Annotated in this window: 28 protein-coding genes; 11 read left to right on the top strand and 17 right to left on the bottom strand. The window is 52.8% G+C overall.

Annotation, left to right across the window (positions count from 1 at the left end):
* Positions 1 to 194: 194 nt before the first annotated feature.
* The 4 genes from AC13CY_RS18030 to flgA form a co-directional block, all read right to left on the bottom strand.
* Positions 195 to 494: an SDR family NAD(P)-dependent oxidoreductase gene (locus AC13CY_RS18030; RefSeq protein ID WP_474355064.1), complete on the bottom strand. Its 300-nt coding sequence runs from the start codon at positions 492 to 494 to the stop codon at positions 195 to 197.
* Between the two features lie 202 nt (positions 495 to 696).
* Complete coding sequence (locus AC13CY_RS18025) at positions 697 to 1,146, bottom strand: flagella synthesis protein FlgN (protein WP_058576987.1); 450 nt, start codon at positions 1,144 to 1,146, stop codon at positions 697 to 699.
* An 8-nt stretch (positions 1,147 to 1,154) separates the two neighbouring features.
* Positions 1,155 to 1,421, bottom strand: coding sequence for a flagellar biosynthesis anti-sigma factor FlgM (gene flgM / locus AC13CY_RS18020; protein ID WP_044629596.1), 267 nt, complete (start codon positions 1,419 to 1,421; stop codon positions 1,155 to 1,157).
* An 85-nt stretch (positions 1,422 to 1,506) separates the two neighbouring features.
* Positions 1,507 to 2,220, bottom strand: coding sequence for a flagellar basal body P-ring formation chaperone FlgA (gene flgA, locus AC13CY_RS18015; protein WP_058576988.1), 714 nt, complete (start codon positions 2,218 to 2,220; stop codon positions 1,507 to 1,509).
* A 195-nt stretch (positions 2,221 to 2,415) separates the two neighbouring features.
* On the opposite strand from flgA, the gene flgB reads away from it, so the two are divergent.
* The 11 genes from flgB to flgL all read left to right on the top strand — a co-directional run bounded on the left by flgB (position 2,416) and on the right by flgL (position 13,347).
* Complete coding sequence (gene flgB / locus AC13CY_RS18010; RefSeq protein ID WP_172415808.1) at positions 2,416 to 2,847, top strand: flagellar basal body rod protein FlgB; 432 nt, start codon at positions 2,416 to 2,418, stop codon at positions 2,845 to 2,847.
* 25 nt (positions 2,848 to 2,872) lie between these two features.
* On the top strand, positions 2,873 to 3,283 hold the full coding sequence (gene flgC / locus AC13CY_RS18005) for a flagellar basal body rod protein FlgC (protein ID WP_058576990.1): 411 nt from the start codon (positions 2,873 to 2,875) through the stop codon (positions 3,281 to 3,283).
* 2 nt (positions 3,284 to 3,285) lie between these two features.
* The gene (locus AC13CY_RS18000) at positions 3,286 to 3,975 is read left to right on the top strand and encodes a flagellar hook assembly protein FlgD (protein ID WP_058576991.1); all 690 of its coding nucleotides are present in this window, start codon (positions 3,286 to 3,288) and stop codon (positions 3,973 to 3,975) included.
* A gap of 32 nt (positions 3,976 to 4,007) precedes the next feature.
* On the top strand, positions 4,008 to 5,522 hold the full coding sequence (gene flgE / locus AC13CY_RS17995) for a flagellar hook protein FlgE (RefSeq protein WP_058576992.1): 1,515 nt from the start codon (positions 4,008 to 4,010) through the stop codon (positions 5,520 to 5,522).
* Between the two features lie 23 nt (positions 5,523 to 5,545).
* Complete coding sequence (flgF, locus tag AC13CY_RS17990) at positions 5,546 to 6,304, top strand: flagellar basal-body rod protein FlgF (RefSeq protein WP_058576993.1); 759 nt, start codon at positions 5,546 to 5,548, stop codon at positions 6,302 to 6,304.
* 30 nt (positions 6,305 to 6,334) lie between these two features.
* Positions 6,335 to 7,117 (top strand): flagellar basal-body rod protein FlgG, encoded by a 783-nt coding sequence (gene flgG, locus AC13CY_RS17985; protein WP_058576994.1) that lies wholly within the window; start codon positions 6,335 to 6,337, stop codon positions 7,115 to 7,117.
* Positions 7,118 to 7,154: 37 nt separating this feature from the next.
* Complete coding sequence (locus AC13CY_RS17980) at positions 7,155 to 7,844, top strand: flagellar basal body L-ring protein FlgH (RefSeq protein WP_044629589.1); 690 nt, start codon at positions 7,155 to 7,157, stop codon at positions 7,842 to 7,844.
* A gap of 114 nt (positions 7,845 to 7,958) precedes the next feature.
* The gene (locus AC13CY_RS17975) at positions 7,959 to 9,014 is read left to right on the top strand and encodes a flagellar basal body P-ring protein FlgI (RefSeq protein WP_230834973.1); all 1,056 of its coding nucleotides are present in this window, start codon (positions 7,959 to 7,961) and stop codon (positions 9,012 to 9,014) included.
* On the top strand, positions 9,014 to 10,036 hold the full coding sequence (flgJ, locus tag AC13CY_RS17970; RefSeq protein WP_213262471.1) for a flagellar assembly peptidoglycan hydrolase FlgJ: 1,023 nt from the start codon (positions 9,014 to 9,016) through the stop codon (positions 10,034 to 10,036). The genes AC13CY_RS17975 and flgJ overlap by 1 nt, the downstream gene beginning before the upstream one ends.
* Before the next feature lie 63 nt (positions 10,037 to 10,099).
* On the top strand, positions 10,100 to 12,040 hold the full coding sequence (gene flgK / locus AC13CY_RS17965) for a flagellar hook-associated protein FlgK (RefSeq protein WP_483052841.1): 1,941 nt from the start codon (positions 10,100 to 10,102) through the stop codon (positions 12,038 to 12,040).
* 14 nt (positions 12,041 to 12,054) lie between these two features.
* Positions 12,055 to 13,347, top strand: coding sequence for a flagellar hook-associated protein FlgL (gene flgL, locus AC13CY_RS17960; RefSeq protein ID WP_483052840.1), 1,293 nt, complete (start codon positions 12,055 to 12,057; stop codon positions 13,345 to 13,347).
* A 52-nt stretch (positions 13,348 to 13,399) separates the two neighbouring features.
* On the opposite strand, the gene fliR is transcribed toward flgL, so the two are convergent.
* The 13 genes from fliR to fliF form a co-directional block, all read right to left on the bottom strand.
* Positions 13,400 to 14,191, bottom strand: a complete 792-nt coding sequence (gene fliR, locus AC13CY_RS17955; RefSeq protein ID WP_474354345.1) for a flagellar biosynthetic protein FliR — start codon at positions 14,189 to 14,191, stop codon at positions 13,400 to 13,402.
* A 3-nt stretch (positions 14,192 to 14,194) separates the two neighbouring features.
* Entirely contained in the window at positions 14,195 to 14,464 is a 270-nt protein-coding gene (gene fliQ / locus AC13CY_RS17950; RefSeq protein WP_044629584.1) for a flagellar biosynthesis protein FliQ, read from the bottom strand.
* Between the two features lie 27 nt (positions 14,465 to 14,491).
* On the bottom strand, positions 14,492 to 15,220 hold the full coding sequence (gene fliP / locus AC13CY_RS17945; protein ID WP_137092845.1) for a flagellar type III secretion system pore protein FliP: 729 nt from the start codon (positions 15,218 to 15,220) through the stop codon (positions 14,492 to 14,494).
* A 47-nt stretch (positions 15,221 to 15,267) separates the two neighbouring features.
* A complete protein-coding gene (gene fliO / locus AC13CY_RS17940; protein WP_044629582.1) occupies positions 15,268 to 15,705 on the bottom strand; it encodes a flagellar biosynthetic protein FliO in 438 nt (145 codons plus the stop codon).
* Positions 15,702 to 16,220, bottom strand: a complete 519-nt coding sequence (gene fliN / locus AC13CY_RS17935) for a flagellar motor switch protein FliN (RefSeq protein ID WP_044629581.1) — start codon at positions 16,218 to 16,220, stop codon at positions 15,702 to 15,704. The genes fliO and fliN overlap by 4 nt, the downstream gene beginning before the upstream one ends.
* Positions 16,217 to 17,272, bottom strand: coding sequence for a flagellar motor switch protein FliM (fliM, locus tag AC13CY_RS17930; protein ID WP_044629580.1), 1,056 nt, complete (start codon positions 17,270 to 17,272; stop codon positions 16,217 to 16,219). Before fliM ends, fliN begins: the two co-directional genes overlap by 4 nt.
* A gap of 21 nt (positions 17,273 to 17,293) precedes the next feature.
* Positions 17,294 to 17,770, bottom strand: a complete 477-nt coding sequence (gene fliL / locus AC13CY_RS17925) for a flagellar basal body-associated protein FliL (protein ID WP_044629579.1) — start codon at positions 17,768 to 17,770, stop codon at positions 17,294 to 17,296.
* Between the two features lie 159 nt (positions 17,771 to 17,929).
* Positions 17,930 to 19,204 (bottom strand): flagellar hook-length control protein FliK, encoded by a 1,275-nt coding sequence (locus AC13CY_RS17920; RefSeq protein WP_062360434.1) that lies wholly within the window; start codon positions 19,202 to 19,204, stop codon positions 17,930 to 17,932.
* 22 nt (positions 19,205 to 19,226) lie between these two features.
* Complete coding sequence (gene fliJ / locus AC13CY_RS17915) at positions 19,227 to 19,679, bottom strand: flagellar export protein FliJ (protein WP_044629578.1); 453 nt, start codon at positions 19,677 to 19,679, stop codon at positions 19,227 to 19,229.
* A complete protein-coding gene (fliI, locus tag AC13CY_RS17910; protein ID WP_483052839.1) occupies positions 19,680 to 21,068 on the bottom strand; it encodes a flagellar protein export ATPase FliI in 1,389 nt (462 codons plus the stop codon).
* Between the two features lie 4 nt (positions 21,069 to 21,072).
* Complete coding sequence (locus AC13CY_RS17905; RefSeq protein WP_044629576.1) at positions 21,073 to 21,837, bottom strand: flagellar assembly protein FliH; 765 nt, start codon at positions 21,835 to 21,837, stop codon at positions 21,073 to 21,075.
* The gene (fliG, locus tag AC13CY_RS17900) at positions 21,830 to 22,834 is read right to left on the bottom strand and encodes a flagellar motor switch protein FliG (RefSeq protein WP_074211207.1); all 1,005 of its coding nucleotides are present in this window, start codon (positions 22,832 to 22,834) and stop codon (positions 21,830 to 21,832) included. Before fliG ends, AC13CY_RS17905 begins: the two co-directional genes overlap by 8 nt.
* Positions 22,827 to 24,596, bottom strand: coding sequence for a flagellar basal-body MS-ring/collar protein FliF (fliF, locus tag AC13CY_RS17895; protein ID WP_172515203.1), 1,770 nt, complete (start codon positions 24,594 to 24,596; stop codon positions 22,827 to 22,829). Before fliF ends, fliG begins: the two co-directional genes overlap by 8 nt.
* Positions 24,597 to 24,674 lie beyond the last annotated feature (78 nt).

Genomic DNA, 24,674 nt, shown 5'->3' with positions numbered 1-24,674 from the left:
AGGGTCAGAACCGGCATCACTGTCCCCGAATTCGGGGTAAGTTAATGGCATGAGCCGTATACGTGGTCCGTATGTACGGTTCTGTGAGAGGGATGAGGCGGAGACGCCTCACCCTACTCGCTGTTGCGCGCTCGATAAGCGCGCCAAGCCTCAAGCCCCGTGCATACTGTGCTCGGGGCTTTTTTGCTCTGCTTTTACCAGTCAATAGGTACACGGGCTTGAAAAGGCTTTGAGAGAGGAGTGTCCGTAGTGCCGGGATGGAGGCAGAGAACAATCGACTGTTTATTAAGCCTCTTAAGCTCAATAGCGGCGGTTCTCAACAGCATATTATGCGCGGCTTTACTAGCACGATAGCTATACCAGCCACCATACCCATTGTCAGTGATAGATCCGACACGAGCAGAAAGGCTGGCAATAATGGTAGCGTGCTTGCCTTGTAGAGAAGGCTTTAGAGCAGCGAGTAGCAGGGCTGGGGGTGCCGCATTAATATGCATCACCTGGGCAAATGATACTTCATCCAACTGCTTTGCGGAGATGAAAGCAGGCTTTGCAGTATGGCGCTTCCTATACCGCCATTTGCACCTGCCACAACGGCGGTGAAACCTTCTGGAAGATGAGGCAGCATAACAAACTCCGATGGTGAACGATGTTGTTCCCATTGAAGCGCTTTGTATAGTATTTGTCTATGGTTGCTTGTTAAGCAGAGGCATTAATGCGGCCCGGCTGAGCACTATTGCGCCCGTTGGGCTTGTAGAGCGTTTTTTCTGCAATTTGGCGAATGTAGTCCAGCATTTCCTGGTTATGCTTCATACGCAATGAGAGCATTTGCCCGGTTAATGCATTCATTCGTGAAACTCGCTCACTTTTTTCTAGCAAGCTTTCCCAGGTTGCTAGGCAGTCAGCATCTGTGGCCGCCAGCTTCGCGCCAGGACCGCCTTCTGGATAGCCAAGTTTTGCCTGTACCCCGCGACGTAATACCTCCATGCGTTCTAGTTCTTCTAGAAGCGCCTGTTTCTTACCCGCGATATCAGTCAATATATCGCCGTCAATACTGCCTTTAGTCAACTGCTCTTGTTCGCTGGAGAGTAAAGCAATCAAATCCTCGAGGCGTTGCAACTGACTGGAGAGTAGGCGTGAAAGGCTCATAGGTAGATTTACTGATCTTTCAAGTTGGCAATTAGACCATCCGCAATACGGTCGGCACGCACTTCGAGCCGTCCCTCACGAATAGCATCACGAATTTCCTGTACCTTAGCCATGTCGATATCCTGGCTGCTATCGATGCTAGATTGGCTGAGCTGAGTCGCTTCACGGGTAGTATTACCCGTTTCAGGCTGCTTTGCTTCACTTACCTTCTGTGCGTCATCACGCTGCTGCGCTGGAGTATTGCGAAGCAGCGGATTAAGGTTATCAATTTTCACGTTGTTGGCCTCATCGTCAACGTTGGGGTGCCGCGCGCTGTATGACTATCTATCGGCCTAGGTGCTAAACACTTTAGGTCTTAGGCTAAAAATCCACCATTAATGTGCCTTGGCCGATCACCCGCGCCGTCATTATTTCACGAGAACCAAAACGCACACGAATGGTTTCTCCTTGTGCCCCATCAGCAAGTGCCTCCCCCTCTCGAGAGACACGAAAGCCTGCTCCTTCTGCTATGACTGTTACGCGCTGCCCGCGTTCCACGAGGCTAGGTGCTTGCAGGAAATGCGCCTGAAACGTGCTGCCACTACGGATAGGCCGCTGAGCTACTTTGCCGACAATATCGGCCTGGTCGGTCAGCGTTTGGCTAGATAAATCGCTAAGGTTGCCTTCCCGCTGGTCGAGCATAGCTGCGGTAACCAACGTGTCTCTATCAATATCTTGGCTTGCCACAACGTAGCTGCCAATGACACCCACTTCTGCCTGAAGGTAGCGTACTTGACGCCCATCAGCTCCACACCTAACGCCTACAGAAACACGCCCAATAGGAGCTTGGTTAGGGTTAGTCAGAAAGGGCGTTGGCTGTATGCAGGTGGGTAAATGGGGGGATGGCGGTGCGATATTGATGACTGCCTCTTGTCCCAGGGCCTGTGCTTCTTGATAGAGAAATTGTTGGACGCTTTCAACAAGTGACTGATCGCTTGTTTCTGCCCAGGAGGGTTGGGATAAGCCAACACATAGCAGTAACAACAATGTCTTAACTGCTGAGTAGCGTGCAACAATGTGCAGCAAATAGCGCATGGGTAAAGTCGCCCAGTATAGAAAATCAGATGGTAAACATCAGCATGGGAGTGTAATGCAAAAGTATCCTACGCATCATGGGAAATGCTGGTGTAAACGGTAGCTGTTCCATGCTTTAAGGTGAAAGAGAGGGGCATATTATTCATCATCAACAATTTCCGATTTATTTTGGCCTCACGGCGAGCGAGGATCGGCATGATTGATCAGCTTGAATCTGCCTTTAACTTCCACCAGCAGGCGCTGGGCCTGCGCCAAGCACGTCACCAAGTGCTAGCCGCTAACATTGCCAATGCGGATACGCCCAACTATAAGGCGCGCGACATTGACTTTGCTAGTGAGCTGAAAAAAGCCGTTGAAGGCGGACAGTCTCAACAGCAGCCAAATGGCGGCTTAGCGTTAGCGCGTACCTCCGAACAGCACTTGGCAGGAGAAGGCCCCGCATGGCGTGGTGCTGGAAACACCGAGCTGCTCTATCGTGTTCCTGATCAGCCGAGCCTGGATGGTAACACCGTTGACATGGACCGTGAGCGAACCCAGTTCGCGGATAACGCTGTGCGCTACCAGGCGGCGCTCACCATTATGAACCGTCGTATTCAGGGCCTGAAAAATGCGATGCAACCTGAATAACCTAGTAATAGGAGAGAAATAAGCGATGTCGATGTTTTCAGCGTTTGATATTGCCGGTTCTGCGATGAGCGCCCAAGCGCAGCGTATGAATGTAACGGCAAGCAACATGGCCAATGCCGATAGCGTGGCAGGGCCCGATGGTGAAACCTACCGCGCAAAGCAGGTGATGTTTGAAACCCAGGCACAGTCTAACCGCTACGGTGTCGGCGGCGTCCGGGTTACTGAGGTTGTGGAAAACGATTCACCGCTGCGCATGGAGTATATGCCGAACCACCCAGCGGCTGATGAAGATGGCTACGTTGCTAAGCCGAATGTTGAGCCGGTCCATGAGATGGTCAATATGATTTCGGCATCGCGCTCCTATCAGGCCAACGTCGAGGTTTTCAACACAACCAAACAGATGATGGTTCAAACGCTATCGCTCGGTGAGGGCTAACGATGAACACAATTAACCCAGCAACGTTATCCAATATTAATGGTGGTGGCGTTCAACTACAGCAGAGCCAGTCAGAAGAGCTACGTAATAGTTTTATGACGCTGCTTATCACCCAGCTTCAGAATCAAGACCCTCTGAAGCCGATGGAAAACGCGGAGATGACGTCGCAGATTGCTCAAATCAACACCGTCAGTGGCATTGAGCAGCTCAACTCTACGTTGGAAAGTATTACCAGCCAAATGAATGCCAACCAGGCGCTGCAGGCGAGTGGGCTAATTGGCCAAGGCGTCATGGTGCCTGGTCGTCAGATCATGTTGGAGCAGGATGGTGAAGGCCAGCCTTACTCTACGCCCTTTGGCATTGAGCTAGCGCAACCAGCAGCAAATGTGCAGGCAACGATTTTGGGTCAAGGCGGCCAGGTAATCCGTCGCTACGACTTGGGGTCTGTTGAAGAGGGCGTGCAGTCTTTCCAGTGGGATGGAAAAAATGATCAGGGTGACGTTGTCGCCAGTAATCGCTATACAGTTCAGCTAGAAGCAACGGATGCCGAAGGCGAAGTGATTGAGTCTACTGCCCTTAACTACGCCATTGTTAATAGCGTGACACCCAACGATGGCAATGGCGGTGTTCGGTTGGACCTTGGGGCCATTTATGGGCAAATCAGTCTGAATGACGTAAAACAAATTCTTTGATGTATAGAATTTCCCATCTCTAGGAGAAAAAAATGAGCTTTTCTCAAGCATTAAGTGGCCTGAACGCCCAATCAGAAAACCTGAAGATTCTCGGCAACAATATTGCGAACTCGCAAACCGTCGGCTTCAAGAGCTCGGGCGCTATCTTTGCAGACGTGTTTGCAGGTGCTAATAGCCAAGTGGGCTTAGGTGTCAAGATTGCAAACGTGCGTCAAGACTTTACGGCTGGCGATTTAGAGGCAACTGGACGTACGCTGGACCTTGCTGTAGCGGGTGAAGGTTTTTACCGTGTTCAGCTTAATAGTGGTGAAGCTGCGTATACGCGCAATGGCCAGTTTAGCCAAGATAATCAAGGCTTTTTAGTAAATGCGGCCGGGCAACGACTGACGGGCTATGGGCTGTCAGAACCAAACGATCCTTTTTCGCCTGTTATTGCTGGGGGGGCACCGACACCCATCAATATTTCTTCTGCTGATATTCCAGCTAAAGCAACGGCTAACGCAGCGGCTACCTATAATCTAGATGCCAGTATCGTACCTGGGCAGAATCTACAGCAGTCTTCACTTCAGGCCGTTGACTCGACTGGAAATCTGCTCACCGTAGATGGCGATGGAGCTTACGATCCTGCAGGCGATCCTCTTGAAATAGATGTATCTTACCATTACTCCAACAGTTTCACGGCTTATGACTCTCTAGGTAATGAGCGCAATATAACGGTTTATTATGAGAAGGTAGCCGACAATACTTGGAAAGCGTTTCAGGCCGTGGACGGTAAGCTATCGTTCACAGGCGGCTCTGGTGCAGCATCGACCAATATGGATAACGCCTTTTGGTTAAAATTCAATGGTAATGGTCAATTGGCCACCTATGGTGATTTAGACACAGCGGCGAGTGGTGCCCGGGACGAAGATACCGTCGTTGGTGTTGCTGATGCAGGGTATGTTCTGACCTTTGGGTCACCGGGAATACCTCCAGCGATTAACGAAGATAGTGCTTCTACAAACGGAAGTGATCGTGCTGATGCTTTCGATGCGACAGCGATAGATAATCCCGGGGCTACCAAGGCCTTTGCTGAACTGGAATTTCTAGTTGGGGATGGCGCGGAAGCGTTGAGCTATGACTTCACGCTTACGGGGACAACACAGTTTAACAATAATTCCGTTCAAAATACGCTGACACAAGATGGCTATACGTCTGGCAGTTTGGCCGGTCTAGAGGTGACGCGTGAGGGGCGTGTGATTCGTATCTATACCAACGAGGAGCGCCGCGACGCCGGGCAAATCGTGTTGGCGAATTTTGCTAACAAAGAAGGTTTGCAGGCCATTGGTGATAACGCCTGGCGTGAAACTAATGCTTCAGGTATTGGCATTATCGGTACGGCGGGCACCGGTGTCTTTGGCACCATTGAGTCAGGCGTGTTGGAAAACTCCAACGTTGATCTCGCCAAGCAGCTAGTCGATACCATCGTAGCGCAGCGTGCCTACCAAGCGAACTCGACGTCGATCAGCACTCAGGACGAGCTCCTGCAGACCATTATTAATCTTTAATGATTGATTAAGGAGTTGATGCTGTGGATCGCATGCTATACACCGCCATGAGTGGCGCTAAACACACGATGGAACAGCAGTCGGTAGTGAGTAATAACCTATCGAATGTGTCCACCGCTGGTTTTCGTGCTCAGTTGCAGGCTGCGCGCTCGGTACCCATTGAAGGCGCGGGCACCCTGCCAACAAGGGTGGCGGCGGTGACAACCACGCCGGGTACTGATTTCTCACAAGGCCCCATCGAGCGCACTGGACGTATGTTAGATGTGGCCATGCAAGGAAACGCCTGGATGGCGGTGTTAGCAGAAGATGGTACAGAGACCTATACCCGTCGCGGTGATCTGCAGCTTGATAGTGACGGTGTTCTGTTGAGTGTAGGCCGCCCTGTAATGGGAGACGCTGGGCCGATTGCTGTTCCACAGGGCGCGCAAATCTCATTTGGGGCAGATGGGACGATTAGTGCCATTCCTCAAGGAGAGGGCCCTGAGGCAATGGTGGACGTTGGCCGCATCAAGCTCGTTACACCGGATGAACAGGCCCTGGAGCGTGGTGAGGATGGTTTGTTTAGGGCGCCTCCTGGCGATGATGGTGCGCCAGGCGTACTTCAGGCTGATGAAGAGGCGCGTCTGGTAAGCGGCGCTCTAGAGGGCAGTAACGTCAGCGCCGTGGATGCCATGGTCTCCATGATTGACGTGGCGCGCCGCTACGATATGCAGATGAAGATGCTAAGTACGGCGGATGAAAATGCTCAGCGAGCTAACAGTATTTTATCTATTCAGGGCTAATCGCAGCCACTCAGCCAAAGGAATATATGTATGATTAAGTCTTTGTGGACTGCCAAGACCGGGCTGGAGTCTCAGCAAACCAAACTAGATGTTATTTCGAACAACTTGGCGAACGTCGGCACCAATGGCTTTAAACGTTCGCGCCCGGTATTCGAAGACCTGCTCTACCAAAATATGCGCCAGCCTGGGGCCCAGAACAATATTCAGGACCGGCTACCGTCTGGGATGCAAGTAGGTACGGGTGTGCGTGCGGTTGCTACTGAGCGTTTACATACCCAGGGAAGCCTAGAAGAAACACAAAATTCTCGTGACTTGGCCATTGAAGGGAACGGTTTCTTTGAGGTGTTACTGCCTGACGGTACGGCGGGTTATACACGAGATGGTAGCTTTCAACTCAATGAAAATGGTCAGATGGTGACAGCAAACGGTTACCCAATTGAGCCAGCCATTTTCCTTCCTGTGAATGCACTTTCTGTCACTATTGGTGAAGACGGAATCGTCAGCGTTCGCCAGCCAGGGATTGCAACGGATACAGAAGTTGGGCAAATCTCACTCAGCACCTTTATTAATCCCGCTGGCCTCGAAAGTATTGGTGGCAACCTCTACCTTGAAACAGGCGCATCAGGCGCACCTAATCAAGACATCCCAGGCAACAACGGTGCCGGACGACTGTTCCAGGGATATGTGGAGACATCGAACGTGAACGTCGTCGAAGAGATGGTCAATATGATCCAAACGCAGCGTGCCTATGAGATCAATAGTCGTGCTATCTCTACCAGCGATGAAATGCTAGCGCGTCTAAGCCAGCTCTAATGTCAAAGTTCGTCAGGGCTTCTTAACAGGTCGCGCTATGCTGAAATCAAACTTTAAGTTACGCCGCATCGTGATGGCGAGCTTAGCACTGCTGGTGTTATTGACCGCAGGGTGCGCGCAAATCCCGCGTGCCTCTGTCGTCGGCGAACAAGAGCAAATCACTATCATCGACCGTCCGCCACCTGTTCCTAATGGCTCTATTTATCAGGCGCGTCGCGGCTATCAGCCGCTTTTTGAAGATCGTCGGCCGCGCACGATAGGAGACATTCTGACCATTGTGCTGGATGAAGAAGTCAGTGCTAGCAAGAACTCTCAGTCCAATGCCAACCGCTCGGGCAGTGCAAGTCTTAACCTGGCCCAGCTACCCGACGTGTTGGATACGCTGGCGGAGTACGGTTTCGATATCGAAGGTGCCAGTGACTTTGCAGGCGGTGGCGGCTCACAAGCCAACAATACGTTTACCGGTACGATCACCGTGTCCGTATTGGAAGTCATGAATAACGGGAACCTGCGCGTGCGCGGCGAGAAGCAGATCGCGATCAATCAGGGCACCGAGTTCATTCGTTTCTCCGGTGTCGTGAATCCTCGCACGATTACCGCGCAAAACACCGTGCCGTCGACTCAAGTGGCCGATGCGCGCATCGAGTACGTAGGCGATGGCTATATCAACGAAGCGCAGCACATGGGGTGGCTGCAGCGCTTTTTCCTGAATGTGTCGCCGTTCTAGGCGTGTCAACAAGCTCGACAACAGAGACCTGGTGAAATGGCTATGCAGTGGAAGGTGTATCAACGGATTCAAGCAACCGCGCGCTTCGCGACCCTGTTGGCTCTCTGTTTTGTGATGCTGCCAGCACACGCCGAGCGGGTGCGTGAGCTAGCGAGCTTTGCTGGTGTTCGTGATAACCAGCTTGTTGGTTATGGCTTGGTGGTGGGGTTAGATGGCAGCGGTGACCAAACCACCCAAGCGCCGTTCACCAGCCAAAGTTTAACCAACATGCTGTCGCAGTTAGGCGTGACCGTTCCGCCTGGAACCAACCTTCAGCTGCGCAACGTCGCTGCTGTGATGGTGACTGCAGATCTGCCGCCATTCTCCCGTCCAGGGCAGCGTCTTGACATCGTTGTTTCTTCGATTGCCAATGCTCGTAGCCTGCGTGGTGGCACACTATTGATGACGCCACTGAAAGGTGCCGATGGCGATACCTATGCGATTGCCCAGGGCAATATGTTAGTGGGCGGCGCCGGTGCGCAGGCGGGCGGTAGTAGCGTACAGATTAACCAGCAGGCCTCTGGCCGCATTCCGAACGGGGCTCTTGTTGAGCGTGAAGTGCCGCTCAATCTTGGTGGCAACGGTGGGATGCTAGAGTTGCAGCTGAACGACGCTGATTTTGGCACCGTTCAGCGCATGGTAACGGCAATTAACAATGAGTTCGGCCAGTCTGTTGCCTATGCACGCAATGGCCGAGTCATTGCCCTCGATGGCCCAATGGATGCCAACGCTCGGGTTAATTTTATGGCTCGGGTTGAGAATGTTCAGCTAACACCAGCTGAGGCGCCCGCCAAAGTGGTGCTCAATGCACGTACAGGCTCTGTGGTTATGAACAGCGCGGTTACCCTGCGTAGAGCTGCAGTAGCCCACGGTAATCTGTCGATTATGATTGATACCCAATTTGGTGTTAGCCAGCCTAACCCACTCGGGGAGGGTGAAACCGTTGTAGTGCCTGATGCGGATATCAATATTGAGCAGCAGGAAGCCTACCTGCAAATTGTTGAAGGAGCCGACTTGGCAGACGTGGTGAATGCACTGAATGCATTAGGTGCGACACCTCAGGATTTAATGTCGATTCTGGAAGCGTTAAGAGCATCAGGCTCTTTGCGTGCTGAGCTGGAGATCATCTGATGAGCATGGGCGATATGACCAGTCAGTTCGCGCTGGATATGAGCGGTTTTCAGCGGCTACAGCATAATGCTCGCGTTGATCCTGAAGCGGGCGTGCAGGGCGCGGCGCAGCAGTTCGAAGCGCTCTTCATTCAGATGATGGTCAAAAGCATGCGGGATGCCACGCCGACCTCGGGGCTGCTGGAGAGTCGCGATACGACCTTCTATCAGTCCATGCTCGATCAGCAGTGGTCTCAGGTTATGGCTTCCCGGGGTATCGGCTTGGCCGATGCGTTGGTGGAACAACTGCATCGTCAGGGCGTGGTGGGGCAGCCAGCCTCCAATTCTGACCAGGAGCTTCAGGCGCTGATTGCTGGCATTCCCCGCGGCACACCGCGCGTTCTGGACAACCCCCTGCAGCCCGATAGTGGCCAGGCTCCCGCGTCGGGCAGCGGCCGTTTTTACGATGAGTTGGATGCCATTCGGCAACAGCCAGCGAGCAGCAGCGCTTCCGCTTCGCTTGTAGAAGCCCCGCGTACAGCAGCCTCTGGGCATGACCATGTCACGCGTTTCATGCAAACGCTGGCCATGCCTGCCCAAGCGGCGAGCGCAGCCACGGGCGTGCCTGCTGAACTCATTTTGGCGCAGGCCGCGCTCGAAACCGGCTGGGGACGCCATGAAATCGCGACCCAGCAGGGGCATAACAGCTATAACGTGTTTGGCATCAAGGCAGGTAGCCAGTGGCAGGGTAAGACCACCGACATCGTAACCCACGAATACGTGAACGGTCGCCGTACGCAGGTCGTCGACACCTTCCGTGTCTACGACTCGTTCGAGCATGCCTTTACCGATTATGCCAACCTAATTGGCAACAATCCGCGTTACGCCGGTGTTTTGCAGGCGTCTAACGCAGAGCAAGCAGCGCGTGAGTTACAGCGTGGCGGCTATGCCACCGACCCGCGCTATGCCGATAAGCTGGTATCGGTAATGAATACGATGGGGCCGCTGAGTTCTGCGGGTAGCCTGTTGGCGGATTCTCGCTAGGTAACTACTCAAGTTTTTCTGCGCACTGCCGATAAGTAGAGAATCGGCCTAAGGAATTGAACCATGAGCATGTTTTCGATCGGCTTAAGCGGCCTCAATGCGGCGCAGAATGCCCTCAATACAACGAGCAACAACATTAGTAACGTCTATACTCCTGGCTACAATCGAGAGATTACGGTACTCAATGAAAGCCGGAACAATGCCGGTGTCCGCGTTGCAGATATTGAGCGTCAGTTCAATACGTTCGTTGCCGCGCAATTGAACAATGCCAAGTCGCAATCAACAGCCCTAGAGACCTACAATACGCAAATCTCTCAAATCGATAACTTGCTTGCAGATCGTGAAGCAGGTCTCTCTCCTTTGATGCAGAATTTCTTTTCCGCTCTTGAGGATTTAGCAAGTGCTCCTTCGGATCCTGCCGCCCGGCAGGGCGTGCTTGGCACTGCGGATACGCTAACGGCTCAATTCCGTTCGTTTGATGGATATCTGCAGGATTTACAATCAGGCGTTAACGGCCAAATTAAAGACGAAATTACCCAAATAAATAACACCACAAGCCAGATTGCTAATATTAACCGTGAAATAGCACTTTCGCGTGCACAGCTTGGTGAGGCACCAAATAGCTTGCTGAATCAGCGCGACCAGCTGATCTCCGAGTTGAATGAAAAGATGAACTTGCGTCTTAATATTCAAGATGGCAAGACTTACAATCTTTCTCTTCCTAATGGGCAGCCGCTCGTCACGGGGGATACTGCCTATAAACTCGAAGCTGTTACATCACCGAATGATCCACAACGGATCGTCGTTGGCTACCGTGAAGGGGCTCGTGGTAATGGCAACCTTGTCAGCCTAGATGAAGGTTTAATTACAGGTGGCTCATTAGGTGGCTTAATGAGCTTTCGATCTGAGACATTAGATAAAACTCAGAACCAGATAGGGCAGTTGGCGGCTTCTATTGCACTCGAATTTAATGCGCAACACCAAAAAGGTGTTGACCTGAACGGTGAGCAGGGCCAAGAGTTTTTTAGTATTGGTCAATCTAACGCTTACTATAATACAGATAATAAGGGATCCGCAGAGGTCAGTGCTACGATCGACTCTGCGAATACTAGCGCATTACGAGCAACCGACTATACGGTGCGTGTTATTAATGCATCGACTGAAGAGTTTGAAGTGATTAGAAAAGATACCGGTGAGGCGCTAGAGGCGGATGAATGGTCATTTAGCGACAATGTTCTAAGTTTTGCCGGTGTTGATGTCAATTTCAACGATATTAATCTTGCCCAAAATGGCGATAGCTTTGAAATTCAACCACTACGACGTGCCGCTGGTGGAATGGAAGCCATTGTTTCAGACTTAGATAAAATTGCTGCAGGTAGCTTAGTTGAGCAGAGTGGAGACCTAGAGGTGAGCAATGTTCGCTATGAGAATGCGCTTGCCAATACGTCGGAATCACTACAAATTGAACTTAATGAAAATAAAAATTTGTCTGTCAGTGGGTATACTGGTCCGATCCTTGTTAACGGTGTAACGCTAAGCTTAGATGCTAATGGAGTCGTTCAAGATTCGGCAGGTACAGTCGCTGTATTGGCTGAGGACGATGAAATCACTATTGATGGTGTCTCATTTGTATTAGCTGATGTATCTACAGAAGGGACTCTAACATTTCAGCAAGGGAGCGCTGCTGCAGGCGACAATCGTAATGCCTTAGCGCTCCAAGATCTCCAGAGTAAGGATATTGTAGGTGGTTCTGCCTCATTGAGTGGCGCTTATGGGGCGCTGGTCAGCGATGTGGGAAATCGCACCAACATTATTCAGGTCAATCTTGATGCACGCCAAGGCTTAACTGATCAGCTGCGTGCGGTGCAGCAGTCGGAGTCCGGCGTGAGCTTGGATGAAGAAGCCGCGAACCTGATTCGCTATCAGCAGTTTTATCAAGCCAACGCCCGTGTCATCGATACCGCCGGTACGATCATGGACACGATTCTTAACTTACGCAACTAAGGGGAGCCTAAGCGATGCGCATCAGTACGGTCACCATGTATGAGCAGAGTACGGCTTCCATCAACCGCCAGCAGTCAGACTTCCTCAAGGTGAGTCAGCAAATAGCCAGCGGTCGTCGGGTCGTCAATCCTTCCGATGATCCTCAAGCCGCCTCTAGAGCGGTACGGGTAGATCAGTCTCAAGCAATCACTCAGCAATATACCGATTCGCGAGTCTCCGCGCGAAACTCGCTTGCCCAAACAGAGAGCATCCTCAATAGCATTAGCGACTCGATCATCAGTGCCAAGACACGACTGGTCCAGGCGTCGAGCGACACCTTGAGCGATGTTGACCGAGAATCGATTGCCAGCGAGTTAAAAGGTATTTACGAAACCATGATCGGCCAAGCAAACGCCACTGATGGTAACGGACGTTACTTATTTGGTGGCTATGCCGATAACGCGCCGCCGTTCGTCAAAAATAGCGACGGTAATATCGAGTATAAAGGCGACGCGAATGCGCGCCAGCAGCGTATCGATGCCTCACGTTTAATGCCGGTCACGGAGAACGGTATCTCGATATTCCAAAGTGTACCGAGCGGTGCAGGCTATGTCGCCGAGGCTGTGAAGAGCGGTTTAGATGGGCAGCCAATTCCGGGTGAGCCGGGTAGAAATACTGGTAGCGTGACGTTTAGTGGCCCACAGGTGAGTAATGTCAATGACCCTGGATATGGCGACAGCTACCGTGTTGTGTTTAATGAAGATACGACGGTGGATAGCGGCGTCAGCTACCAAGTGCAGCGTTTTAGTGAAGGCGAGTGGCAGGAAGATCCTGCTGATTTGGTGGTGACAGGAGAATATGTCGGTGAAGGTCAGCAGCTTAGTTTTGGGGGGATTAATGTCACACTCACTGGCAGCGCTGAGCCTGACGACGAGATTCTTGTTGCCCAGTCAGGTAGTGAGCAGCGCCCTGCGGATCTGTTCCGCACCATGGAAGCAGCAATACGTGTTTTAGAAAATCCCGCCACTACCGGTGCGGAAAAAGCAGAATTGCGCAATACGCTAAACACATCTATGCGAGATCTAGATAATGCCCTTGATAATGTTCTAACAGTGCGCGCTTCGGCTGGGGCAAAACTAAACGAGCTAGACGTGGTGGATGCTGTAGGTAGTAACCGGATGCTCAATTATGAGCAGACGCTTTCTGACTTGGTGGATCTGGACTACGCTGATGCGATTTCGGAGTATAGCCTGCGTCAAGTAGGCCTGCAGGCGGCTCAAAAAGCGTTCGTGGATATCAAAGGCATGTCGTTGTTCGACTTCATGTAGCGTCTCAGCGCCTAACGTCGACTGAAAGCCTCAGCCAGGATGCTGAGGCTTTTTAGTTCAAGGGCGCCATGGTCTCAATCAGGCTTTGCGTAAAGCTAATTCCCTGGCTAAACAGCTGCTGAAGAAAGCTGCCGATATCGCTCATTAGCACCATGAGCAACACTATGCCAACGGTGAGCGAGGTAGGAAAGCCAATATTAAACACGGTTAGCTGCGGTGCTGAACGGTTTAGGATGCCTAGCGCCAGATTAATAATGAGCAACGAGGCTACCAGAGGCAAAGCGAGCAGCATACCGGAAGCAAAGATAGTACCTGCGTAGCGTGCCAGTAGTTCAAACGCATTAGGATTAAGGCTGCCAATTCCAATTGGGAGTGTTTCAAAGCTCATCACTAGTGTTTCTAACACCATCAGGTGGCCATTAAAGGCGAGAAACATGAGCAGGGTGACCATATAGAGAATGCGTGAGAGCACCATAATGTTGGTGCCACTAGACATGTCAAAGAAGCTCGCAAAGGCAAGCCCCATCTGAAGGCCGATAAACTCACCGGCCGCTTGGACAACGGCAAACATAATGTGCATCACCAGCCCAATCGCAATACCGATCAGCATTTGCTCAATGATGATGCCCAGACCTGCCCAAGACATGAGCGGTACACTGGGCATCGGTGGGAGAACGGGAGCAATGACGACGGCGATCACTGCGGCAAGCGCTACTTTAGCTTGATTGGGAACGCTGGAGTGGCCCCATAAAGGCGTCGCTGTCATAAAGGCCGTAATACGCACAAAGGGCCAAAAAAAGGCCACCAGCCACCCCTGAAGCTGGGCAAATGTTACTTCAACCACAGGCTACATCACCATTGCGGGTATGTTGGTAAATAGCCGCGTCGTGAAGTCGGTAATTAAGCCGATGAGCCAGGGGCCCGCTAGTACCAGAACGGCAAACACCGCTAAGATTTTCGGGATAAATGTCAGCGTCATCTCGTTTATTTGGGTAGCGGCCTGGAACAGGCTAATAATCAGACCTGTAAATAGTGCTGCTAACAGCATAGGACCAGCTAGAAAAAGTGTCACGCGCATACCCTGATAAGCGACGCTCATCACCATCTCGGGTGTCATGATTACGCTCCTCGTCGCCCCGCGACGTTAAATCATATAAAAGCTCTCTGCCAACGAACCAATAATGAGCTGCCAGCCGTCAACCAATACAAAAAGCATGAGCTTAAATGGCAGCGAAATAGTGATCGGTGGAACCATCATCATCCCCAACGCCATTAGCGTACTGGCCACTACAAGGTCAATGATCAAAAAAGGGATAAAGATGGTAAAGCCAATTTGAAAGGCCGTCTTGAGCTCGCTGGTGACAAAGGCAGGTAGCAAGACGCGCATTGGTAGTTCTTCTGGCCCTTGCAAGGGGCCCACATCGGCTAAACGAACAAATAGGGCCAGGTCTGGCTCCCGTGTTTGAGCCAGCATAAACTCTCGGAAAGGTAGCTGCGCGCGAAGCAGGAACTCTTCAAAGTTGATCACCTCATCCGTCAACGGCACCCAGGCGGTGTCATATACCTGGTTAAGTACTGGCGACATAATAAAAAACGTTAAAAAGAGCGCGATCCCCAGCAGTACCTGGTTAGGCGGCGTAGCCTGAGTACCCATCGCTGTCCTTAGCAGGCTGAGTACAATGATGATGCGGGTAAAGCTGGTCATCATCAGCAGCATTGCTGGCAAGAACGCCAACGAGCTTAAGAACAGCAGTGTTTGTAGAGAGAGAGACCACTGCTGACCACCACCTTCCGTTGGTTGCGAGACTAACCCCGGTAGTTGCTGGGCGTGGCTAGGAAAAGCCACGAGGCAGCCGATGATGAGAATACTCATCAGCCACCAGTGACGCGAATAGAGCCAGGCAAAATGCTGAGCGTATTTCATGAGGTATGCTGAGAGTCTGAGGAAGTACTGTCGCCCTTGCCGCGACTATTAGCTATAGCGTTAGCTAAACGCTGTGAGAAGCGGGTCGGCGAACGGGGGGGAGTGGATGATGTACGATCAGTAGGCGCTGGACGTTCGTGTAGTTTACTTATGCGGCCACCACTAACGCCCAGAACGAGCCATGTGTCTTCAATTTCGACAACCACAATTCGCTCGCGATTGCCTACTGCGGTGGTACCTACGATGCGTAAACGTGCACCATGGTCATAGCGATGATGCTGCCAGCGTTTGAGCAGCGATGTACACAGCAAAATAATGGCAATCACCAACGCTAGTGCGGCGGCTGTTTTGCCTAATGCCGCCATGCCGATTAATGCATCACCGCCACTTAATGCCTCAAGGGGGGCTTGCGCACTAGAGGTCGCAACACTCATCGGTTTAGTTTATGAATGCGCTCGGATGGTGTAATAATCTCAGTAATACGGATACCGTATTTATCTTCGATAACTACTACTTCCCCCTGAGCAATTAGGTAGCCATTGATCAGGATATCCATTGGCTCACCCGCTAACCCCTCCAGCTCAATGACAGATCCTTGAGCGAGCTCTAATAGCTGCTTAATCGTCAGTTTGGTGCGCCCTAACTCAACGGTAAGCTTAACCGGAATATCCATGATCATCTCAAGATCACGGGAGGGAGTCGCACTTTTTTCTGCGCTCAGCGGGCGAAATACATCGTCGCTGGCTGGCTTGGCTTGAGGTGCCTCTGATTCAGGCTCATCTTCCGTATCGGCCTGCTCTGCAGCCTCCTGCTCTGCCATGGCAGCTGCCCAGGGGTCATCATCATCGCTTGCGGCATCAGCACTAGACGACGGCTCTTCTTGCTCAGACATGGCTTCCGCCCAATCGTCATCAGAGACTTTTTGATCGGGTTTATTAGGGTCAGTCATGCTTTGGGTTCCTTGGCTTTCTGTCGCGTTGAACCTTTAATAAAGTCCTTGGACGATACGTTATTCATAGCAGCATGGTCGATCATACGCACAACACGCAGGGCGCGCTGCTGGCGTTGACTGCCGTATTCACACTCCATCACAGGGACGCCGTCAACGCTGGCGGTGATCGTACTGGGAATGTCCATCGGCAGAACATCCCCCTTTTTTAGCCCCATGACGTGAGCAATTCGACTCGGAATCTGCGCAAAGTCAGCGACCAACTCAACTTCAGATTGGCGCAGCTCGCTGGCCATGCGACGTGACCAAGAGCCATCACTGTCATGATTGCTATCGTTAATCGGGTTAACCAATAGATCGCGCAGCGGCTCAATCATTGCGTAGGGCATGCAAATCTGAAAGCTACTGGATAGGTTGCCTACCTCAATATTGAACTTGGTATTGACCACAATCTCATTAGGTGAATTAGTAATATTGGCGAATTTAGACTGGACTTCGGAGCGTAGGAAGTGGACATCTATCGGGTATACTACCTTCCAAGCTTCTTGATAGGCATCAATCGCAAGATTGAGCAGGCGCTGGATAATACGTTGTTCGGTATTGGTAAATTCGCGCCCATCTGATTTCGTAACGAATCGCCCGTCTCCACCGAACAGGTTGTCTACTACCATAAACACGAGATTTGGTGGAAATACCACCAATGCAGAGCCCCGCATCGGCTTCATCGACACGATGTTGAGGTTGGTCGGCACCGGAACGTTACGTGAGAAGTCGCTAAAGCTTTGATAGCGCACGGACTCGACAGTGATGTCTGAGCTGCGACGAATTAGGTTAAATAGCCCGTTGCGGAAATAACGAGCAAAACGCTCGTTAATAAAATCAAGCGCATGCAGACGTTCGCGTATGACCCGATGTTGAGTCGACGGGTCATACGGGCGAATTTTTGTTTCGTCCTGAGACTTGGACGACGCCGGAGAGGGCTCTTCGTCTCCACTGACACCCTTTAGTAAGGCGTCAATTTCTTCCTGGGACAGTAGATCGTCCTGTGACATGAACGGCTCCAGTTCCCGAGGTTATTGCACAATAAATTCGGTAAACAGCACTTCCCTTAGATCTAGGGGGGGCTGATTTTCGGTGAGGGGTACGTTCAAACGACTAATAATTGCCTGAGCCAGCTCCTCTTTCCCCTCTGTCGAGGTGAGTTCGTTGGCTTGTTTGCCCGATAACAGAATTAGTAAGCGGCTGCGCACTTGCGGCATATGCTCTTCGATAATTGTTTTACTCTGTTCGTTACCCACTCGCAGCGTAATACCCGTATAGAGCAGGCGTGAACCATAGCGGTCATCAGCTAAATTAACAGTGAGTGGCTCAATGCGTGTAAACACAGGGGGGGTAAGCTCGACCGTTTGCTGTTGAGCTTCGCCACTGTCGCTGCTGTTGCGCTGATCCAGCACTAGATAAATAGCCGCTGCTGCCCCTGCAGAGGAAAGCAGTACGAGAATGATCATTACCCAGAGCAGTTTTTTAGATCCGCCGCTTGATTCTGCCATCGTTGTTCCCATGATGTTCGCACATGACGCTAGCCAAGCATTATGCCTAACGCGGGTGGTAATGAAGAAACGAACAGGCTCTCTTGGAGAGCCTATCTTTTGGTTTAGCTAGTTAACACGGTGCTCACAATTAAACCATACTTATAGCGTGGCTATGCTTTAAGCATAAAGGTCCACACGTCCATCGAGTGCGATGGAGGAACCCACAGGTACAGGCGTCCCGGTTTCACCCTCAACGCTAGTGACCCCGCTTTCACCACCAGCGCTTGAGCCTGTGCTGTGCTGAGCAAACGCTTCCTGTTGATTAGAAAAGCCTTGCTCACCCACTGATGTGTCACTTAGTGAAATTCCTTGTTCCGCCAGTGCTTCACGCAGTTGAGGAATCGCTTGTTCAATCACTTGCCGAACCTGAGCGTGAGCGGATAAAAATTGAGCTTGTGCGCCGTGTTCTGTCATTTTTAACGAGATAGAAAGTGGCCCAAGCTCAGCAGGATGTAGTTTCATTTGAACATGCTGCTCCCCCCCTCGCTGGATAAGCTGAACGAGCTGTTGACCTAGCTGTGACGGCCAGGCGGGGTGAGAGACAGGGGTGCCGATAGAGGAGGGCAGTGAGGCTCCCGTTGCTGCAGCAATAGGCTGTGGTGCGGCGTTAGCGCTAGGCAGGTTAAATGCTAGCTCGTTACTGCCGCTAATGCGCGCTGCTGCTTCTCCAGAGGCCAGAGCGCTAGCCATGGCTTCACTGCTGACGTGCACACTGGTGGCCATTGTTTGCATGGTTGGTGCGGCAAGCGTATTTGAGGTTGTCTGCTGAGTGCTCGTATCTGTATTAGCAGCATTACCCAGTGAAAGCGCTGCTATTTGCTGGCTGAGCGTTTCAGGGCGCTGAGCAGACCCATTAGGTCCTGTGCTACCCGATAGCTGTTGGTAAGCATTGATGAGAGCTATCGCGTCTTTTTTGCCAATCGCTAACTGTTCGGCGATAGCGGCGACAGACGTTGTTTGGGTAGTAGTGGGGGACGGTAGGCCAGCGTCATCAGTAAAGGCAGCGACTAATGTCAGCCGACTGGAAATTTCCTGTAGAGCAGGTGATGGCATGTCTAACGTGTTGTCGGTAGCCGCCGCTGCAGCTAATGCTATTAGCGGTTCTGGGGTGCCTTGTTCAGCCGTTTGTAGCTGAGCAAAAAGCTCTGCAATCTCCTCTTGATTGAGCTCAATACCCAGCGATTCTAGGAGCGAGGTAAAATCACGCAGCGCCTGTTCTCCATCGGGGGATGGAGCATTAGAAAGTGCGCCCATTGGGCGTTGGGGGTCTGTCGCCTGCAGCATGGCTTGGCGGAATAGCCCAGTGGGAAAGCCTTGAGCCTCCGTCGCTTGTGAGGCTGATGCGCCACTGCCCTGGCTGGGGTTCGCAGAAAGTAACAGTTGAATATTCATGGATAGGCTTCCTGACCCGGCGCTAAAGTGGTTTATCAGACTGTTGGCGAGCTACACGACTAGTGACAAAGTCATCGGTTGCTTTTTGCTCGTAACGCGCTTGGCGGCGATGCTCTTCTAATAGCCTACGTGAGGCCAGTGTATCGTAAGAAGAGAGCTTGCGCTGCTCTTGTTGCCAATGCTGCTGGCTCTGTTGTACGCGTTTTTGCTGTGCAGTCAGTGCTTGCCTAGCACGCACAAGGGCGGCATCCAACGAGGCTAAGAACTGCTGATAATTATACATGGTAGCGGGGTCAATGCCGTCACGCATGGCGTGCTGCAAACGCTCCGCATACTCTACTCGGTAGCGGTTGAGTGACTGCAGCTGGGCTTCCGTTTGCTGTTGGGTTTGACGCTCTTGGGCCAGCAGTTTTCCTGCTTGGTCACGAGCATCACGGGCCAGGTCCGTCAGCATATCAAGCTGGTTATGACTCATTTAGCCTCCCACTACCGTGTGCAGGGCTTGGTAGGACTCCTCAACCGTTGCACACTCATCAATGTTCTGTTGAAGAAACCGCTCTAAGGCTGGGAAGCGATTCACCGCTTCATCCAGCCGCGGGTCATGACCTGGGCTGTAGGCCCCTACGCTGATCAGGTCGCGGTTACGCTGATAGCGTGAAAAAATCTGTTTAAAGGTACGCGCTTTTTGCTGCTGCTCCTGCGTCACGATGGCGGTCATTGCACGGCTGATAGAGGCTTCTATATCAATAGCAGGATAGTGCCCGGCTTCTGCCAGCGTCCGCGACAGGACGATATGACCATCCAAAATGGCCCTGGCGGAGTCAGCGATCGGGTCCTGCTGGTCATCGCCTTCAGTTAGTACGGTGTAGAACGCGGTAATGGAGCCACCGCCTCGCTCAGCATTGCCCGCCCGCTCTACCAAGCCGGGTAGCTTGGCAAAGACGGAGGGCGGATACCCTTTAGTGGCAGGGGGTTCGCCAATAGCTAACGCGATCTCTCGCTGTGCCATGGCATAGCGTGTTAGGGAGTCCATTATCAGCAGCACGTTGCGGCCAGAGTCCCGAAACCCTTCGGCGATACGTGTGGCATAAGCGGCCCCTTGCAAGCGTTGCAGCGGCGAGGTGTCCGCAGGGGCGGCGACAACAACAGCGCGTCGGCGCCCTTCTGGCCCCAAGATATTGTCAATAAAATCCTGTACTTCGCGACCACGCTCGCCAATCAAGCCCACCACGATCACATCGGCTTGGGTATAGCGCGCCATCATGCCCAGCAGAACCGATTTACCCACGCCGGAACCTGCGAATAGCCCCATGCGCTGGCCACGACCCACGCTGAGCAGTGCATTGATGGCGCGAATGCCAACATCGATTTGTGATTCGATGGGCGCACGTGACAGCGGATTGAGCGGCCGAGATTGGAGCGTCGTGCGGGGAGCTTCCTCCACGCCTTCACGATCATCGAGCGGATTGCCATTGCCATCCAAGACTCGCCCGAGTAGCTCGTCACCGATCGGGAAGCGCCGGGCACTGTGGCCATTGCCATCAACAAGAGGGGTAACCCGTGCTCCTGGCATCAGGCCAGAGATTTCTTCTAGCGGCATTAAGAACAGCTTTTCACCGGAAAAGCCGACGACTTCAGCTTCTGCATGCTTGTGGCTATCGTTTAGCCGGCCATCTGCTCCTGGCAGTTCAATGTGGCAAGCGCTACCTACCGCCACTCGTAAGCCAACCACCTCAATCACCATGCCTGTCGCGCGCACAACCCGCCCACTGGTTCGGTAGTGGGGGAGTCGGCTCACACGCTGGCTGGTGCGCTGCAGTGTCTTACGCCAGCGGTGTTGGTGAGGGCAAGTGGAGTGATTCATCGCGTTACTCGGACGGCGTCGCGTTGTTGCTATGTCGTTTGCGCAGTTGTGCATTAATATTTTGCCAGCGGCTCTCAAACGTCGCGTCCAGTTCGCCTTGGGCACTGGTAACGCGACAGCCGCCACGGGCCAACTGATCGTCGGGTTGCAGTACCCAGCCAGCAGCCTCTAGCTCGCCACCAAGATGCTCTTCAACCAAGTCGTGGTCGTTTGGGTTAAGCCATAAACGCTGTTTGCCGACTAACGGTGGCTCGGTATGCAGCAGCTCGCGAACGATGGACAAAATATGCTCAGGATGCTCAGTTAGCGCGTCTCCTGCTAGCTGTTTGCCTGTTGCCAGGGCAAGTTCAGCAAGATCATGGGCGATTGTGTCATCAAGACGCTCAAGGGCATCTGAAAACTGCTTTGCCAATGATCCTAGCGGTGCGACCGTTTGACGAATTTGCTCTTTAAGCTCTTCGGCTGCTTGGTCGCGTCCCTCGCTCAGGCCTTTAGTAAGGCCCTCTTCGTGCCCGCGTTTCAGGCCCGCTTGATAGCCTTCTTCTTCGGCTGCTTGGCGAAGTTGCTCATAAACCTCTTGCCGCTGTTTTTCCTCGCGTGCCCTTGCTTCTGCGGCGGCGCGTTGGGCAGCTTCCACTTTGCGCTGGTGAGCCGTGGGGCCTGAGGCATTTTGTGGAGATTTATCACTAGCAGGCGTTACCAGCTCATCCATTTGCCAGCGTCGCCACTCGCCGTGGCGATCAAATTCAGGCGAATGAGTATTAGACATACTCGTCGTCTCCGCCCGCCAGGACGATCTCTCCGGAATCCGCTAAGCGCCGCACAATTTGTAGAATCGCTTTCTGCTCGGTTTCCACTTGCGAGATGCGGATAGGGCCGCGAGCCTCCATGTCTTCGCGAACCAAGTCGGCGGCGCGCTGCGACATGTTGCGTAGGAATTTGTCCACCAGGGCATCTTGAGCGCCTTTGAGCGCCACCACCAGCGAGTTGGTCTCCACTTCCTGAAGTACCATCTGAATCGCGCGGTTGTCCAGGTCGAGTAGGTTCTCGAATAGGAACATCTCGTCGATGATCTTCTGGGCAAGGTCTTCGCTGTGCGAGCGGACGGTTTCGATGGCCACCTCTTCCTGAGCAGAGTTCATCAAATTGAGGATCTCTGCTGCCGTTCTTACGCCGCCCATCTTGCTGCGCTTGAGGTTTTGACCGTCGAGCATGCTGGTGAGTACCTCGGTGAGCTCTTGGAGAGCCGCCGGCTGTACGCCACTGAACGTCGCAATCCGTAGGACGACATCGTTGCGCAGTTTCTCTTCGAACAGCTCGAGAATATCGGCCGCCTGATGGCGGTCCAGGTGTACCAGAATGGTGGCAATGATCTGCGGGTGCTCGTCGCGGATGAGCTCGGAGACCATGGACGCTTCCATCAGGTTCAGGGCATCGATACCTGAGTTTTCGCCCGTGGTTTCGAGAATGTCTTCGATGAGGCTGGTAGCCCGCTCACTGCCGAGCGCTTTGGTCAGCACCGAGCGAATGTGCTCGCTCGAGTTGAGGTTCAGCGCCACGAACTCTTCGGTTTCACGGTGGAACGCTTCCAGCACGGCTTTCATGTCTTCATGCGAAACTTGGTGAAGCCGTGCCATTTCGGTACTGATCTCTTGCACTTCGCTGGCGCTGAGGAACTTGAAGACCTCGGCGGCGCTGTCTTCATCCAGTGCCAGCAGGAGAATGGCGCTTTTACGCGCGCCACCCATTTCAGCAATGCTAGTCATTAGCGTTCATCCAGCTGCGAATAATCATCGCGACCATACGGGGGTCTTCTTGGGCCATTTCTCGCAGGTCGTTAAGATTGTGTTCGTAAAGCGACGTTTTGCGACGGCGCTTGGGCTTGTTGCTATAGGTGGCCTCATCATCGCCCTCGCCTTCAGCCTCGCTTTCCTGGTCATCTTCGTCGCTACCAACACGGGTGCTCAACGTGCTTCCAGGCACAGCAGCGGCCATCACGGGCGGCTGGGTGTAGCGTTTGATTAATGGGCGCAAAATCAGCAGGTAGAGTAGCAATGCGGCTAGCGCAACTAGTAAGTAGCGCCCCAAATTGGCAGCTATCGCTAGGTTGTCGGGATGTTGCCACCAGACCGGTTCGACGCGGGTATCATCATCGCCAGCGAAGGGGGTGTTAACCACTTCCACTTGATCGCCGCGCAGATCCGAAAACCCCATTGCTTGTTGCACCAAACGCTCAATTTGGGCGATCTCTTCATCGCTGAGCGCGACCTGTTCAACCTCACCTTCTTCATTAGTGACGTCGCGAAAGTTAACAACAACCGCCGCTGAGAGGCGTTGTATCTGGCCAAGGCGGTGCTGAATATGCTCAATACTACGATCTACTTCGTAATTAACGACATCTTCTTGGCGCAGGTTGCGCAAAGCGCCTGGTTCGGTACCTGCATCGTCCGCAACATCACCCTCTTCCGGGTCTAGCTGGTTGATGGGGGAGGGGGCTACCCCGGGAGGAGTATTGCTTAACGCCCCAGGAATGCCGGTGGCCAATGGATCTTCGCCATCGTAAGAGAGGCTAAGCTGACGGCTGCGGACTGCTGATTCGTTAGGCGCTTGGTTTGGGCTGTAACGCTCGGAGGTTTGCTCGCGGCGTGAAAAATCGATCTGTGCCGCTACCTGGGCGCGAACATTGTTGCTGCCAACAATGGGCGAAAGAATGTTCTCAATACGCTGCTGATAGGAGCGCTCCACTTCGCTGATGTATGCTAACTGCGTACCATCCAGGTCATTACCCTGGGCGCTATTGGCAGTGAGTAGGCGGCCGTTCTGATCAACCACCGTCACATCTTCAGCAGCAAGCTCAGGCACACTGCTGGATACCATGTGCACAATGGCGCTAACTTGCCCCTCGCCAAGGACGCGACCTGGCAAGAGATTCAACACCACAGAGGCTTTGGCAGGTTCGCGGTCACGGATAAAGACGGACGGCTTTGCCATCGATAGATGCACGCGCACACTTTCGACGGGGCCTAGTGATTCGATAGAGCGTGAAAGCTCGCCTTCCAGGCCACGCTGAAAGTTCACCTGCTCAGCAAATTGGCTAATCCCAAAAGCTTGGGTTTCCATAAGCTCTAGGCCAAGGTTGCCACCGCGGGGCAAGCCTTGCTCAGCTAACTGGAGCCTAAGTGTATGCACCTGCTCGCCGGGCACCAGCAGTGCCTGGCCCCCCCGGCTAAACTGATAGGGTACGCCGCGGCTATCAAGCTCCGAAATAATTCGTCCGCCATCCGCTTCGCTCAGGTTGCTGTAAAGCACACGGTACTCTGGGCTGCTAGCCCACATAAATAAAGCAGCCACAACGGCGATAGAGGCCGCTGCCGCAATCAATACAACCACTAACGGATTGCCGCGCAGCTGTTTCATGGTGCGCGCCAAGGCAGAGGGGTTGCTGGATTCGTTTTCCGCCGCTCCACTGCGAGAGGCGTTTGGTGTCGTGCTGTTTTGACGGCCTGCCGTAGCACCAGTTTCGCTCATGCGTCCCTCCAGAAGGGCAGGCAAAACGGGTGTCGGCCCAGGCGCATCACCAAAGAAGGCATAGGCTATATCCGTCAA

This window comes from Vreelandella sp. L-15 (assembly GCF_056857635.1).
The sequence above is the reverse complement of the archived record's forward strand: the minus strand, read 5'-3'. Positions and strand labels throughout refer to the sequence as shown.